The 13,719-nt window shown below is 66.6% G+C and carries 15 protein-coding genes and 1 pseudogene; all 16 read left to right on the top strand.

Going from position 1 to position 13,719, the window contains the following annotated elements; all coding sequences use genetic code 11:
- The first annotated feature begins 6 nt into the window (after positions 1 to 6).
- The 16 genes and pseudogenes from rpsE (at position 7) to OHO27_RS16340 (ending at position 13,678) form a co-directional block, all read left to right on the top strand.
- Entirely contained in the window at positions 7 to 612 is a 606-nt protein-coding gene (gene rpsE / locus OHO27_RS16415) for a 30S ribosomal protein S5 (RefSeq protein ID WP_007494753.1), read from the top strand.
- The gene (gene rpmD, locus OHO27_RS16410; RefSeq protein ID WP_107904095.1) at positions 612 to 791 is read left to right on the top strand and encodes a 50S ribosomal protein L30; all 180 of its coding nucleotides are present in this window, start codon (positions 612 to 614) and stop codon (positions 789 to 791) included. Before rpsE ends, rpmD begins: the two co-directional genes overlap by 1 nt.
- Positions 792 to 793: 2 nt before the next feature.
- On the top strand, positions 794 to 1,249 hold the full coding sequence (gene rplO / locus OHO27_RS16405) for a 50S ribosomal protein L15 (RefSeq protein ID WP_328424601.1): 456 nt from the start codon (positions 794 to 796) through the stop codon (positions 1,247 to 1,249).
- Between the two features lie 245 nt (positions 1,250 to 1,494).
- Positions 1,495 to 2,808: a preprotein translocase subunit SecY gene (gene secY, locus OHO27_RS16400; protein ID WP_328424599.1), complete on the top strand. Its 1,314-nt coding sequence runs from the start codon at positions 1,495 to 1,497 to the stop codon at positions 2,806 to 2,808.
- Positions 2,808 to 3,470 (top strand): adenylate kinase, encoded by a 663-nt coding sequence (locus OHO27_RS16395; protein WP_328424597.1) that lies wholly within the window; start codon positions 2,808 to 2,810, stop codon positions 3,468 to 3,470. The genes secY and OHO27_RS16395 overlap by 1 nt, the downstream gene beginning before the upstream one ends.
- A gap of 143 nt (positions 3,471 to 3,613) precedes the next feature.
- Positions 3,614 to 4,449: pseudogene (gene map, locus OHO27_RS16390) on the top strand (type I methionyl aminopeptidase).
- A 249-nt stretch (positions 4,450 to 4,698) separates the two neighbouring features.
- Positions 4,699 to 4,920 carry a translation initiation factor IF-1 gene (gene infA, locus OHO27_RS16385; protein WP_003948620.1) on the top strand — a complete coding sequence of 74 codons (222 nt, stop codon included), beginning with the start codon at positions 4,699 to 4,701 and terminating at the stop codon, positions 4,918 to 4,920.
- A gap of 58 nt (positions 4,921 to 4,978) precedes the next feature.
- Positions 4,979 to 5,092, top strand: coding sequence for a 50S ribosomal protein L36 (gene rpmJ / locus OHO27_RS16380; RefSeq protein WP_003998809.1), 114 nt, complete (start codon positions 4,979 to 4,981; stop codon positions 5,090 to 5,092).
- A gap of 196 nt (positions 5,093 to 5,288) precedes the next feature.
- Entirely contained in the window at positions 5,289 to 5,669 is a 381-nt protein-coding gene (gene rpsM / locus OHO27_RS16375; RefSeq protein WP_053753917.1) for a 30S ribosomal protein S13, read from the top strand.
- A 70-nt stretch (positions 5,670 to 5,739) separates the two neighbouring features.
- A complete protein-coding gene (gene rpsK / locus OHO27_RS16370) occupies positions 5,740 to 6,144 on the top strand; it encodes a 30S ribosomal protein S11 (protein WP_017949643.1) in 405 nt (134 codons plus the stop codon).
- A 146-nt stretch (positions 6,145 to 6,290) separates the two neighbouring features.
- A complete protein-coding gene (locus OHO27_RS16365) occupies positions 6,291 to 7,313 on the top strand; it encodes a DNA-directed RNA polymerase subunit alpha (protein ID WP_053661878.1) in 1,023 nt (340 codons plus the stop codon).
- Positions 7,314 to 7,494: 181 nt separating this feature from the next.
- Positions 7,495 to 7,998, top strand: coding sequence for a 50S ribosomal protein L17 (rplQ, locus tag OHO27_RS16360; protein WP_328424591.1), 504 nt, complete (start codon positions 7,495 to 7,497; stop codon positions 7,996 to 7,998).
- 141 nt (positions 7,999 to 8,139) lie between these two features.
- On the top strand, positions 8,140 to 9,006 hold the full coding sequence (truA, locus tag OHO27_RS16355; protein WP_328424589.1) for a tRNA pseudouridine(38-40) synthase TruA: 867 nt from the start codon (positions 8,140 to 8,142) through the stop codon (positions 9,004 to 9,006).
- Between the two features lie 423 nt (positions 9,007 to 9,429).
- Positions 9,430 to 10,845: a glycosyltransferase family 2 protein gene (locus OHO27_RS16350; protein ID WP_328430461.1), complete on the top strand. Its 1,416-nt coding sequence runs from the start codon at positions 9,430 to 9,432 to the stop codon at positions 10,843 to 10,845.
- Positions 10,845 to 11,867 (top strand): glycoside hydrolase family 26 protein, encoded by a 1,023-nt coding sequence (locus OHO27_RS16345; protein ID WP_328424587.1) that lies wholly within the window; start codon positions 10,845 to 10,847, stop codon positions 11,865 to 11,867. The genes OHO27_RS16350 and OHO27_RS16345 overlap by 1 nt, the downstream gene beginning before the upstream one ends.
- A complete protein-coding gene (locus OHO27_RS16340) occupies positions 11,867 to 13,678 on the top strand; it encodes a glycosyltransferase family 39 protein (protein ID WP_328424585.1) in 1,812 nt (603 codons plus the stop codon). Before OHO27_RS16345 ends, OHO27_RS16340 begins: the two co-directional genes overlap by 1 nt.
- The last annotated feature ends 41 nt before the right edge of the window (positions 13,679 to 13,719 follow it).

Genomic DNA, 13,719 nt, shown 5'->3' with positions numbered 1-13,719 from the left:
ATTCCAATGGCTGGACCCCAGCGCCGCGGTGGCGGTGCCGGTGGCGGCGAGCGGCGGGACCGGAAGGGCCGTGACGGCGGCGCAGCTGCCGCCGAGAAGACCGCTTACGTTGAGCGCGTTGTCGCGATCAACCGTGTCGCCAAGGTTGTGAAGGGTGGTCGTCGCTTCAGCTTCACTGCGCTCGTCGTAGTGGGCGATGGTGACGGCACCGTGGGTGTCGGTTACGGCAAGGCCAAGGAGGTGCCGGCCGCCATCGCCAAGGGTGTTGAGGAGGCCAAGAAGCACTTCTTCAAGGTCCCCCGTATCCAGGGCACCATCCCGCACCCGATCCAGGGTGAGAAGGCTGCCGGCGTCGTGCTGCTCAAGCCCGCGTCCCCGGGTACCGGCGTTATCGCCGGTGGTCCGGTGCGCGCCGTGCTCGAGTGCGCCGGTATCCACGACATCCTGTCGAAGTCTCTCGGCTCCGACAACGCGATCAACATCGTGCACGCCACCGTGGCGGCCCTCAAGGGCCTGCAGCGTCCCGAGGAGGTCGCGGCCCGCCGTGGCCTGCCCCTCGAGGACGTCGCTCCCGCGGCTCTGCTGCGTGCGCGTGCCGGGGCTGGTGCGTAATGGCGCAGCTCAAGATCACGCAGGTCAAGTCGTACATCGGCACCAAGCAGAACCACCGTGACACCCTGCGCTCCCTTGGTCTCAAGGGCATCAACACGCAGGTCGTCAAGGAGGACCGCCCCGAGTTCCGCGGCATGGTGCACACCGTCCGCCACCTCGTGACGGTTGAGGAGGTCTGATCATGGCGGAGAACAAGCCGCTCAAGATCCACAACCTCCGTCCCGCCCCGGGCGCCAAGACCGCCAAGACCCGTGTCGGTCGTGGTGAGGCGTCGAAGGGTAAGACGGCCGGTCGTGGTACCAAGGGCACGAAGGCCCGCTACCAGGTTCCGGAGCGCTTCGAGGGTGGGCAGATGCCCCTCCACATGCGTCTCCCGAAGCTGAAGGGCTTCAAGAACCCGTTCAAGACCGAGTTCCAGGTCGTGAACCTCGACAAGCTGGCCGCGCTCTACCCCGAGGGTGGCGAGGTTACGGTCGAGGGCCTGGTGGCAAAGGGTGCTGTTCGCAAGAACAGCCTCGTCAAGGTCCTCGGCCAGGGTGAGATCTCCGTGGCGCTGCAGGTGACGGTCGACGCCGTCTCCGGCTCCGCCAAGGAGAAGATCACCGCCGCCGGCGGCAGCGTCACCGAGCTCGTCTGAATCCATCAGGCGTCTCGATGACTTGAGCGATCCCGACCGGGGATACCCCACAAATGGGGTATCCCCGGTTGGTCGTTCCAAGGGGGGCGGTCCCGCGGGTAAGGTGGCCTGCACTGCCCACTTTTACGGAGTGCTTCTTGTGGGGCACTCTGAGCGGCAGTTGACCGTTAGCTAAGTCGTCCCTATTAGTCGAACCTCAAGACCGTCACCCTTGACGCAGTAGCGCGGGGGTCGCAGGAGGCACCGTGCTCACCGCGTTCGCCCGGGCGTTCAAGACGCCCGACCTGCGCAAGAAGCTGCTCTTCACGCTCGGCATCATTGTGATCTTCCGGGTCGGTACCCACATTCCGATTCCCGGCGTCGATTACCGGGCCGTACAGGTCTGTATCGACCAGGCGGACGCCAACCAGGGCCTTTTCGGACTGGTCAACATGTTCAGTGGCGGCGCGCTGCTCCAGATCACGATCTTCGCGCTCGGCATCATGCCGTACATCACGGCGAGCATCATCCTGCAGCTGCTGACCGTCGTGATCCCGCGCCTGGAAGCCTTGAAGAAGGAAGGCCAGGCCGGTACGGCGAAGATCACGCAGTACACCCGGTACCTGACGGTGGCGCTCGCCGTACTGCAGGGCACCGGCCTGGTGGCCACCGCCCGCAGCGGTGCGCTCTTCCAGAACTGCCAGGTCGCCAACCAGATCGTGCCGGACCGCTCGATCTTCACCACCATCGTGATGGTCATCACCATGACCGCCGGTACGGCCATGGTCATGTGGCTCGGTGAGCTGATCACCGACCGCGGCATCGGCAACGGTATGTCGATCCTGATGTTCATCTCGATCGCCGCGACCTTCCCGTCCGCGCTGTGGGCCATCAAGAAGCAGGGCTCCCTGGCCGGCGGCTGGATCGAGTTCGGCACCGTGGTCGCCGTGGGTCTCGTCATGATCGGCCTGGTGGTCTTCGTCGAGCAGGCTCAGCGCCGAATCCCCGTCCAATACGCGAAGCGCATGATCGGCCGCCGGTCTTACGGCGGTACTTCGACGTACATTCCGCTGAAGGTCAACCAGGCGGGCATCATCCCTGTGATCTTTGCCTCGTCCCTGCTCTACATCCCGGCACTGGTCGCTCAGTTCGCCGGTGGGAACGCCGGCTGGAAGACCTGGATCGAGCAGAACCTCGCGCTCACGGACGCTCCGCTGCACATCACCCTGTACTTCTTCCTGATCATCTTCTTCGCGTTCTTCTACGTGGCCATCTCGTTCAACCCCGAGGAAGTCGCGGACAACATGAAGAAGTATGGTGGCTTCATCCCGGGCATCCGGGCTGGCCGACCGACCGCTGAGTACCTTTCGTACGTACTCAACCGGATCACTTGGCCGGGCTCGCTGTACTTGGGTCTGATCGCTCTCGTGCCGACGATGGCGTTGGCTGGTTTCGGGGCAAACCAGAACTTCCCGTTCGGCGGGACCAGCATCCTGATCATCGTGGGTGTCGGTCTCGAAACGGTGAAGCAGATCGAGAGCCAGCTCCAGCAGCGCAATTACGAAGGGTTCCTCCGCTGATGCGTATCGTCCTCGTCGGGCCGCCGGGCGCCGGTAAGGGAACGCAGGCTGCGTTCCTCGCCAAGAACCTGTCGATCCCGCACATCTCCACGGGCGACCTGTTCCGCGCCAACATCAGCCAGCAGACGGAGCTCGGGAAGCTCGCGAAGTCCTACATGGACGCGGGCAACCTGGTGCCGGACGAGGTCACCATCGGGATGGCCAAGGACCGCATGGAGAAGCCGGACGCCGAGGGCGGCTTCCTGCTGGACGGCTTCCCTCGCAACGTGTCCCAGGCCGAGGCGCTCGACGAGATGCTCCAGTCCGAGAGCATGAAGCTGGACGCCGTCCTGGACCTCGAAGTCCCCGAGGAAGAGGTCGTCAAGCGGATCGCCGGGCGGCGGATCTGCCGCAAGGACTCCAGCCACGTCTTCCACGTGACGTACAGCCAGCCGAAGAAGGAGGGCGTCTGCGACGCCTGCGGCGGCGAGCTGTACCAGCGGGACGACGACTCGGTGGAGACGGTCCGCAAGCGCCTCGAGGTCTACCACACGCAGACCGAGCCGATCATCGACTACTACAAGACGCAGGGACTGGTCGTCACCATCTCCGCTCTTGGCAAGGTCGAAGAGGTCACCGCGCGCGCCATGGAGGCGCTCCGGCGTGACGGGGACGGCAAGTAGCAGCGTTCCTGGCTCGTGCACGTAGCCTCAGGCCGCGGCTCCCTGTGAGGGGGCCGCGGCTGCTGCGTGGGGCGGGGTGTGCCGCCTCCGCCCTTATGGTTGAAGAAGTCCCCTCTATTCAGTGCAGGAAGGCCCCCGTCCCCATGGTGCAGATCAAGAGCCCCGAGCAGATCGCCAAGATGCGTGAGGCGGGACTGGTCGTTGCCGCCATCCACGCGGCCACGCGCGAGGCCGCGGTACCGGGCGCCAGCACCAAGGATCTGGACGAGGTCGCCCGCAAGGTGCTCGCGGAGCACGGCTCCAAGTCGAACTTCCTCGGCTACGGCGGCTTCCCGGCGACCATCTGCACCTCCGTGAACGACGTCGTCGTCCACGGCATCCCGTCCGAGGACGTCGTCCTCAAGGACGGGGACATCATCTCCATCGACTGCGGCGCGATCATCGACGGCTGGCACGGTGACGCCGCCTACACCGCCTTCGTGGGCTCCGGTCACGCCCCGGAGCTGGTCGAGCTCTCCCGGGTGACCGAGGAGTCGATGTGGGCCGGCATCGCGGCCATGAAGCAGGGCAACCGTCTCGTCGACGTCTCCCGTGCCATCGAGACGTACATCCGCCGGCAGCCGAAGCCGGGCGGCGGGCGCTACGGGATCATCGAGGACTACGGCGGCCACGGCATCGGCACCGAGATGCACATGGACCCGCACCTGCTGAACTACGTCGACCGGCGGCGGGGAAGGGCCCGAAGCTGGTCCCGGGCTTCTGCCTCGCGATCGAGCCGATGCTCTCGCTGGGCACTCCGAAGACGGAGGTCCTGTCGGACGACTGGACCGTGATCACCACCGACGGCACCTGGTCGTCGCACTGGGAGCACTCGGTTGCGCTGACCGAAGCGGGGCCGCTGGTGCTGACGGCTCCCGACGGTGGCAAGGCGAAGCTGGCCGAGTACGGGATCGTCGCCGCGCCGGATCCGTTGGCCTGAGCGCCTTCCGGGGAGGGTGAACCTGCTGGTTGGCGGGTGCGGCTTCGTCGTGATTGCTCGCGCAGTTCCCCGCGCCCCCGTGTCGGCTGCGCTTAAGGATCTTCCCAGTGGGGCAGAGTTCCCCGATTCGTCTTTCCGGGTGCACTGACGTAGACTGACTCGTCGGCTCTTGTGCACCCGCATGTCTGCATGCACCCGTAAGGGAAAGCACAGGGGTCGATCAAGGTAGTCGATTCCGAAGGGCGAAGCGTGGCCAAGAAGCAAGGTGCCATCGAGATCGAGGGCACTGTCGTCGAGTCTCTGCCGAACGCCATGTTCAAGGTCGAGCTCCAGAACGGCCACCAGGTGCTGGCACACATCAGCGGCAAGATGCGCATGCACTACATCCGCATCCTCCCTGACGACCGGGTCGTGGTGGAGTTGTCTCCGTACGACCTGACGCGTGGCCGGATCGTCTACCGCTACAAGTAGATCTTGCCCGCGCCCCGGGCTTCCCGAGGCGATGGCACTGACCCGGAGAACCTCACCAATGAAGGTCAAGCCGAGCGTCAAGAAGATCTGCGACAAGTGCAGGGTGATCCGCCGTCACGGTCGGGTCATGGTCATCTGCGAGAACCCGCGCCACAAGCAGCGCCAGGGCTGACGCACGATCGTCCACTCCCTCTGCAACGACATCGCAGAGTTTCGCGCGACGCGAGCTGAATATGTTCATACGCAGGACCCAGGCGAGCCTTCGCCTGACACCCCCGGTTCGGAGGCCGGGGACCCAGTTCGTACCTGGTACGGCGGCTGGGATTCGGTTCTGTGGAAGACCTCCGAAGATCACCAGGAGCCATTGAATGGCACGCGTTTCCGGTGTTGACATCCCGCGCGAAAAGCGCGTGGAGGTCGCCCTCACCTACGTGTTCGGCATCGGCCGGACCCTTTCGCAGCTGACGCTGGCGGAGACGGGCATCGACCCGAACACCCGTGTTCGTGACCTGAGCGAAGAGCAGCTCGTCGCGATCCGCGAGTACGTCGACAACAACATCAAGACCGAGGGTGACCTCCGTCGCGAGGTCCAGGCCGACATCCGCCGCAAGGTCGAGATCGGCTGCTACCAGGGTCTGCGCCACCGCCGTGGCCTGCCCGTCCGCGGTCAGCGCACCAGCACCAACGCCCGCACCCGCAAGGGCCCGCGTCGCGCCATCGCCGGCAAGAAGAAGCCGGGCAAGAAGTAGTCCTCAGCGGACAACGCTTCATCAGCGGTCTTCGCTGTAGGACCGACCACCTCCCCGTAGGAGTTAACAGATGCCCCCCAAGGGACGTCAGGGCGCCGTCAAGAAGGTGCGCCGCAAGGAAAAGAAGAACGTCGCTCACGGCCACGCGCACATCAAGAGCACGTTCAACAACACCATCGTTTCGATCACGGACCCGTCCGGCAACGTGATCTCCTGGGCCTCCGCCGGCCACGTCGGCTTCAAGGGCTCCCGGAAGTCCACGCCGTTCGCCGCGCAGATGGCCGCCGAGTCGGCTGCCCGCCGTGCCCAGGAGCACGGCATGCGCAAGGTCGACGTGTTCGTCAAGGGCCCGGGCTCCGGTCGTGAGACCGCGATCCGCTCCCTGCAGGCCACGGGCCTCGAGGTCGGCTCCATCCAGGACGTCACCCCGACCCCGCACAACGGCTGCCGCCCGCCGAAGCGCCGCCGCGTCTGAGGCACGGTTCGCTTGAGGTTTCGGGCGGTACGACTCCGTAAGGGGTTGTATCGCCCGTACCCTTGCAGCACCCGCACTCTTCACGGGTGCGGTTTCCGTCGGACGTCAAATAGCGGGCGTCCACGAAAGAAGGATCTGATCCACACATGCTGATCGCTCAGCGTCCCTCGTTGACCGAAGAGGTCGTCGACGAGTTCCGCTCCCGGTTCGTGATCGAGCCGCTGGAGCCGGGCTTCGGTTACACCCTCGGCAACTCCCTGCGCCGGACCCTCCTGTCGTCGATCCCGGGTGCGGCGGTCACGTCCATCCGCGTCGACGGCGTGCTGCACGAGTTCACCACCGTGCCGGGCGTCAAGGAGGACGTCACCGACCTGATCCTCAACATCAAGCAGCTGGTCGTCTCCTCGGAGCACGACGAGCCGGTCGTGATGTACCTGCGCAAGCAGGGCCCGGGTCTGGTCACCGCCGCCGACATCGCGCCCCCGGCCGGTGTCGAGGTGCACAACCCCGACCTGGTCCTCGCCACGCTCAACGGCAAGGGCAAGCTGGAGATGGAGCTCACGGTCGAGCGTGGCCGTGGTTACGTCTCCGCCGTGCAGAACAAGCAGGTGGGCCAGGAGATCGGCCGTATCCCGGTCGACTCGATCTACTCGCCGGTTCTGAAGGTCACGTACAAGGTCGAGGCCACGCGTGTCGAGCAGCGCACCGACTTCGACAAGCTGATCGTCGACGTTGAGACCAAGCAGGCGATGCGTCCGCGTGACGCCATGGCCTCCGCCGGTAAGACCCTGGTCGAGCTGTTCGGTCTCGCCCGCGAGCTGAACATCGACGCCGAGGGCATCGACATGGGTCCGTCCCCGACGGACGCCGCGCTCGCCGCTGATCTGGCGCTGCCGATCGAGGAGCTGGAGCTCACCGTTCGGTCGTACAACTGCCTCAAGCGCGAGGGCATCCACTCCGTGGGTGAGCTCGTGGCTCGTTCCGAGGCCGACCTGCTCGACATCCGCAACTTCGGTGCGAAGTCGATCGATGAGGTCAAGGCGAAGCTGGCCGGCATGGGCCTGGCCCTGAAGGACAGCCCGCCCGGATTCGACCCGACCGCTGCCGCAGATGCCTTCGGCGCGGACGACGATGCAGACGCCGGGTTCGTCGAGACCGAGCAGTACTAAGAGCTCGGGACCGACTGCCGGTTCTTGGGTGCGGGTGCGCTGTGGCTTGTCGCGCAGTTCCCCGCGCCCCTTCCGGACCGGCCCCTCCGGGGCCTGGTCCGGATCTCCGACGGGCAACCGCCCGCTCGGATACTGACCCCGGTACCTGACACGGCCGGGGCAGACACACAGGAGAGACAAAATGCCGAAGCCCACCAAGGGTGCCCGTCTGGGCGGCAGTGCCGCGCACGAGAAGCTGCTCCTCGCGAACCTCGCGAAGGCGCTCTTCGAGCACGGCCGTATCACCACCACCGAGGCGAAGGCCCGCCGTCTGCGGCCGTACGCCGAGCGTCTGGTCACCAAGGCGAAGAAGGGCGACCTTCACAACCGCCGCCAGGTGCTGCAGGTCATCACGGACAAGAGCATCGTGCACACGCTCTTCACCGAGATCGGCCCGCGCTACGAGAACCGTCCGGGTGGCTACACCCGTATCACCAAGATCGGTAACCGCCGTGGCGACAACGCGCCCATGGCTGTCATCGAGCTGGTCGAGGCTCTGACGGTTGCTCAGGAGGCCACGGGTGAGGCCGAGGCTGCGACGCAGCGCGCTGCCAAGGACGCCGAGGTCACCGAGGCTGCTGAGGCCAAGGTCGACACGACCAAGGCTGACGACGCCGGCGAGGCCGAGGAGTCGAAGGACGCCTAAGCGTTCTGCCGGGGGCTGTTCGGTTGCGGCTGCGGCTTTCGTCGTGGCTTGTCGCGCAGTTCCCCGCGCCCCCTGAGGGCGTTGCGGGCCCGGTCCTTTCGAGGAGCGGGCCCGCTTCTGTGTTCCTGAGAGGATCTCGTTGTGAGTGATGAAGCAGCACCCGGCTACGTCCGTCTACGCCTCGACCTGTCCTATGACGGGGCCGAGTTCTCCGGCTGGGCCAAGCAGGCCGGTGGGCGGCGGACCGTGCAGGGGGAGATCGAGGACGCCCTGCGGACCGTCACGCGGTCGGGCGGGACGACGTACGAACTGACCGTGGCGGGGCGTACCGACGCCGGAGTGCATGCTCGGGGGCAGGTGGCGCATGTCGATCTGCCGGAGGCGGTCTGGCGGGAGCACCACGAGAAGCTGCTCAAGAGGCTTGCCGGGCGGCTGTCCAAGGACGTGCGGGTGTGGGCGCTGCGGGAGGCGCCCAGTGGGTTCAACGCGCGGTTCTCGGCGGTCTGGCGGCGCTATGCGTATCGCGTCACCGACAATCCCGGGGGTGTCGACCCGCTGCTGCGCAGCCACGTCCTCTGGCACGACTGGCCCCTCGACGTCGACGCCATGAACGAGGCAGCCGGGCGGCTCCTGGGCGAGCACGACTTCGCCGCCTACTGCAAGAAGCGGGAGGGGGCGACCACCATCCGTACGCTCCAGGAGCTGAGCCTCGTGCGGGGGGACGACGGGATCGTCACCGCCACCGTTCGTGCCGACGCCTTCTGCCACAACATGGTGCGGTCGCTGATCGGGGCGCTGCTGTTCGTGGGGGACGGGCACCGGCCCGCCGACTGGCCCGGCAAGGTGCTTGCCGCCGGTGTCAGGGACTCCGCCGTGCATGTCGTACGGCCGCACGGGCTCACCCTCGAAGAAGTGGGGTATCCGGCGGACGAGTTGCTGGCGGCGCGGAGCAAGGAGGCGCGGAACAAGCGGTTCCTGCCTGGGACGTCCGGATGCGAAACCTGTTAGTTACCTGACATTTGAGGTCAGATAGCGCTCATGTCAGGACTTACCGGGCGTAAGTCCTCTTGATGCCCCTTACAACCCCCTTACCTCTCGTATATCTTTTCATCGCTCAACTATGTGTTCGAGCTGCTCGGCCGTTGTTCGAGAAATCGACATGGGGAAGGCCGAGTAGGGGTGGGGGTCATACGGGCCGTATCCGGGCCCGGGGGTGGGTTTTTCATGAGTTCAATTGGTCCTGCGCGGACCGGGGGGCGGCGCAGCACGCGCCAGAACGGCAACGGTGGCGGACGGCGGAAGGCCGGGCGGGGTGACGGTGCTCCGCTGGGGCTGCTGCCGCTGCCGCCGACGGACAAGGAGAAGTACTCCTACGCACGCCGGCGCCTGTGGATCCTGACGATCAGCTCGCTGATCAGCTTCTGCTGCCTGGTGGTGAGTCAGTTCAAGCTGGCCGCCTCCACGCCGCTGCTGTGGATCTACACGCCGCTGCTGGTCTTCACGGTCCTGTACTACCTGGTGTCGCTGCGGGTGAACGGTTTCACCCGGGACTTCGACATCGCGCACCACAAGCGGCTGGTGCACAACTGGCGGCCCGAGATGTACCCGAGCGTCGACGTGTTCCTGCCGGTGTGCGGTGAGCCCATCGAGGTGCTGCACAACACCTGGCGGCATGTGCGGGAGATGGCCGACCGGTATCCCGGCGTCTGCGTCCCGTTCGTGCTGGACGACGGTGTCAGCCCCGAACTGGCCGCCATGGCCCGGGATTTCGGGTTCCGCTACGGCACCCGGGAGAACCGGGGCTGGTTCAAGAAGGCCGGCAACCTGCACTTCGGGTTCGGGCAGTCCGACGGCCAGTACATCCTGATCCTGGACGCCGACTTCACGCCACGCGCCGATCTGCTCCAGGAACTGCTGCCGTACATGGAGGCGGACCCGCGCATCGGGATCGTCCAGTCGCCGCAGTACTTCCGGGTGCTCGACTCGCAGAACTGGATCGAGCGCGGCGCAGGCGCGGTGCAGGAGCTGTTCTACCGGTCCGTGCAGGTCTCCCGGCAGGGCAGCGACGGTGCCATCTGCGTCGGCAGCTGCGCGGTGTACCGGCGGGCCGCGCTGGAGACCAACGGCGGTACGACGCTGATCGAGCACTCCGAGGACGTGCACACCGGCTTCGACCTGCGGGGCCTGGGCTGGGATCTGCGGTATGTGCCGATTGCCGTGTCCACGGGCGTGTGCCCGGACACCGCGGGTGCCTTCTTCAACCAGCAGTACCGCTGGTGCTCGGGGTCGATGAGCCTGCTCGGCAGCCGGAAGTTCTGGCAGGCGAAGATCAGGTTCTCCAGCCGCCTGTGCTACATGTCGGGCTTCTTCTACTATATCCACACGGCGCTGTTCACGTTCGCCGCCCCCGTCATCCCGATCGTGCTGCTGATGGTGATGCCGGACAAGCTCATGGTCGAGCACCTGGTCCTGGTGCTGCCCAGCATCATCTACACCACGATCATCTTCCCGGTGTGGCACACGGCCCCCTACCGCCTGGAGGCCTGGGCGGCCCGCCTGATGTACGGCTGGGCCCACGTGTTCGCCATCTGGGACATCCTCCGCAAGAACCGCATGGGCTGGCAGCCCACCGGCTCCTCCGGCGCCAAGAAGAACAAGACGCGGCGCTTCTGGATCGGCATGTGGGTCTGGAGCGGGGGCACCGCGCTGGTCTGGGTCGTGGGGGCGGTCTACCGGACGTTCACCATGGACGCCCCGGACTTCGCCCTGATCCTGTCGTCCGGCCTCTTCTACGCCCTCGTCGTGGGCCGAGTCCTGGTCCAGCCCCGCGAGAAGGCGGTGGCCTGATGCAGCTGTTCACCCGCTCGCGTACGGCCCTGGCGGCCGCGCTGCTCAGCGGTGTGCTCGCCCTCAGCGGCTGCTCGGTGCTCGGCGAGGAGTCGGGCGGTTCCTCGCAGAACAGCGAGCAGGGCAAGGCCGGTGCCGACCCGGCGGCGAGCCCCGGGACCGACGTGCCCTACGACGTCGTACCGCTGCTGAAGCCGGACAGGAAGTACTTCGGCGCCGCTGTGGACGGCGCGCCGACCTCCATGAAGGGCGTCGACACGTACACGAAGATGGTCGGCAAGCAGCCGAACCTCATCGAGTACTACGCCGCCTGGGGCGACGGCTTCGACGCCACGGGTGTGCGCAACGCCTGGCGTGAGGGCGCCATGACACTGATGTCGTGGGAGCCCTTCGACACGCCGATCGCCGACATCGCGGCCGGCGAGTCGGACGCCTACATCAAGGAGTACGCGACCGCGGTCCGCAAGCTGAACCTGCCCGTCGTGATCTCCTTCGCCGATGAGTTCAACGGCCACTGGGAGAAGTGGGGCACGAGGGACGTGACCCCGAAGGACTACGTGGCCGCCTGGCGGCACATCCACGAGACCTTCATCGACGTCGGCGCCTCGAACGTCATCTGGGCCTGGTCGCCCAACATCGTCAACCCGGTCAAGAGCGTGCAGCTCAAGCCGTACTACCCGGGCGATGCCTACGTCGACTGGGTCGGCCTCATCGGCTACTGGACGATCGAGGAGGACAACGCCTTCGACAGCGTCTTCGGGGCGACCCGGGACCAGGTCCGCACCTTCACCAAGAAGCCGATGATCCTGCTGGAGACCGCCGCGATGGCGGGTGAGCGGCGGCGTGCCGACATCCGCAACCTGTTCGCGGGCGTGACGGCGGACGACGACATGCTCGGTTTCATCTGGTTCAACCACAAAAAGCGTGCCGACTGGCGACTGGAGGCGAGCCCGCTGGCGCTGACGGAATTCAAGCGCCTGGCCGCCGACGACAGCTTCGGCTTCGACGTACGGAAGCCGTGATGACCTCCCCAAACGATCATTACACGCCTCAGCCCTACGATCCGTACGCCGAGGACGACTTCACCTGGTTCAACTCCGACGGCCAGGCCGTCCCGCAGGGGCAGCAGGGGCAGCAGGGGTACGGGTACGACGAGCAGTACTACGGCCATCAGCAGGAGCAGTACTCGGGCGGCGTCCCGCAGCAGCCGGTGGGCCGGCCAGAGGACCACGCCGACCAGCCGACGTACGCGCTGCGCACGGTCCAGTACCAGGAGGTGCCGGACGACGAGCCGGGGTACCACATCCCCGCCACGCCGGAGGCCGGCTGGGACATGGCGGGCAGCCGGCGGCGGGCCTGGGTGAGCCGGATCGTGCTGCTGTGCATCCTCCTCATCCAGGCCGCGCTGTCGCTCCGGATGGCCAACACGGCGTTCCAGGACGAGGCCCTGTACCTCGCCGCCGGCCACGCCGAGCTCGACCACCTGTTCAACGGCACCCCGCTGCCCATCAACTACGCCGCGTACTTCTCCGGTTCGCCGCAGCTGTATCCGGTGCTCGTCGCGCTGGTCGACGGGCAGTTCGGGCTCACGGGCGCGCGCTGTCTGAGCCTGCTGTTCATGCTGGGCACCACCGGGCTGCTGTACTCCTTCACCCGGCGGCTGTTCAACGAGCGGGCGGCACTGGCCGCGGCGGCGCTGTTCGCGGTGCTCCAGTCGACCGTCGTGATGGGGTACTTCGCGACCTACGACGCGCTGGCCGTGTTCCTGCTCGCGCTGGCGACCTGGATCGTGGTGCGCACCGACCGCGCGCCGGTGATCGCCGTCCTGCTCGCCGCGCCCGTGGCGGTGCTCGCGGTCGGCGTGAAGTACGCGTCCGCGCTGTACCTGCCCACGATCTGTGTGCTCGCACTGCTCACCGCCTGGCCGCACAAGGGTGCAAAATCGTTCCTTCGGATGGTGCTGCTCGGCCTCGGCATCGGCGGTCTGCTGTTCGTGGGGATGTACACCACGGACCTGCTCGCCGGTGTCCAGCAGACCACCACCGACCGTGACCACGGCTCCGACAGCGCCCAGTTCCTGCTCCAGCGCTCGGCGGAGTGGGGTGGGCTGATGTTCCTGACCGCTGTCGGCGGCGCCGTCTCCTACGTACGGCGCAGCCGTATGAACGAGTCGCCGATCGCGCTGCGGCTGGGCAACCCCGGCTGGCGCTGGCGAGCCCTGCTCGGCCTGACGCTGTGCGGCACGGCCCTCCTCGCGCCCGCGTACCAGATCCAACTGGCCACCGTGGTCTCGCTGTTCAAGCACGTCGGCTTCGGTCTGCTGTTCGCCGCGCCGATGGCAGGCGTGGGCGTGACCCGTCTGGTGGGCGCGCACTTCCGCTACCCCCAGCTCGGGATCATGCTCTGGACGGCGGTGCTGTGCCTGGGCATATCGCAGGCGGACTGGCGCTTCGGCGTCTGGCCCGACTCCTCGAAGATGATCAGGACCATCGACTCCCATGTGAACTCCAAGGGCCACTACCTCGCCTCGACGCCCGAGGTGCCCGTCTACTACCTGCGGGACAAGACCACTCACCGGCAGTGGCAGGGCGTCTTCGCGCTGGAGTACACGGACGAGAAGGGCAAGTACCACTCCGGTGACGACGCCTACCGCGCGGCGCTGCGCGAGGGCGAGTTCGACCTGATCGTCCTGGACGGGCTCACCAACCCGCGCGTCGACGAGGTCGTCGCGGCCGCGGTCAAGGGCAACCCGCACTACCGGCTCCTCGGCGAGGTGCCCTTCAGCAACTCCAGCGGCACGGGCACGTACCGCATCTGGATCAAGACCTCCTGAGCTGTCGCCGCTCCACGGCAGAACGCTCCACGCCAAGAAAG

This window comes from Streptomyces sp. NBC_00443 (genome assembly GCF_036014175.1).
GTDB lineage: Bacteria > Actinomycetota > Actinomycetes > Streptomycetales > Streptomycetaceae > Streptomyces.
Note: the sequence above shows the minus strand (reverse complement) of the source record. Positions and strands in the feature narration are given on the sequence as shown.

What these genes read in the sequence shown, in the direction of transcription:
- rpsE (WP_007494753.1), top strand. Translation starts at nt 7, where the DNA reads ATGGCTGGACCCCAGCGCCGCGGTGGCGGTGCCGGTGGCGGCGAGCGG.
- OHO27_RS16345 (WP_328424587.1), top strand. Translation starts at nt 10,845, where the DNA reads ATGCAGCTGTTCACCCGCTCGCGTACGGCCCTGGCGGCCGCGCTGCTC.
- rplQ (WP_328424591.1), top strand. Translation starts at nt 7,495, where the DNA reads ATGCCGAAGCCCACCAAGGGTGCCCGTCTGGGCGGCAGTGCCGCGCAC.
- rpsM (WP_053753917.1), top strand. Translation starts at nt 5,289, where the DNA reads ATGGCACGCGTTTCCGGTGTTGACATCCCGCGCGAAAAGCGCGTGGAG.
- OHO27_RS16340 (WP_328424585.1), top strand. Translation starts at nt 11,867, where the DNA reads ATGACCTCCCCAAACGATCATTACACGCCTCAGCCCTACGATCCGTAC.
- OHO27_RS16365 (WP_053661878.1), top strand. Translation starts at nt 6,291, where the DNA reads ATGCTGATCGCTCAGCGTCCCTCGTTGACCGAAGAGGTCGTCGACGAG.
- rpmD (WP_107904095.1), top strand. Translation starts at nt 612, where the DNA reads ATGGCGCAGCTCAAGATCACGCAGGTCAAGTCGTACATCGGCACCAAG.
- rpsK (WP_017949643.1), top strand. Translation starts at nt 5,740, where the DNA reads ATGCCCCCCAAGGGACGTCAGGGCGCCGTCAAGAAGGTGCGCCGCAAG.
- OHO27_RS16395 (WP_328424597.1), top strand. Translation starts at nt 2,808, where the DNA reads ATGCGTATCGTCCTCGTCGGGCCGCCGGGCGCCGGTAAGGGAACGCAG.
- rpmJ (WP_003998809.1), top strand. Translation starts at nt 4,979, where the DNA reads ATGAAGGTCAAGCCGAGCGTCAAGAAGATCTGCGACAAGTGCAGGGTG.
- rplO (WP_328424601.1), top strand. Translation starts at nt 794, where the DNA reads ATGGCGGAGAACAAGCCGCTCAAGATCCACAACCTCCGTCCCGCCCCG.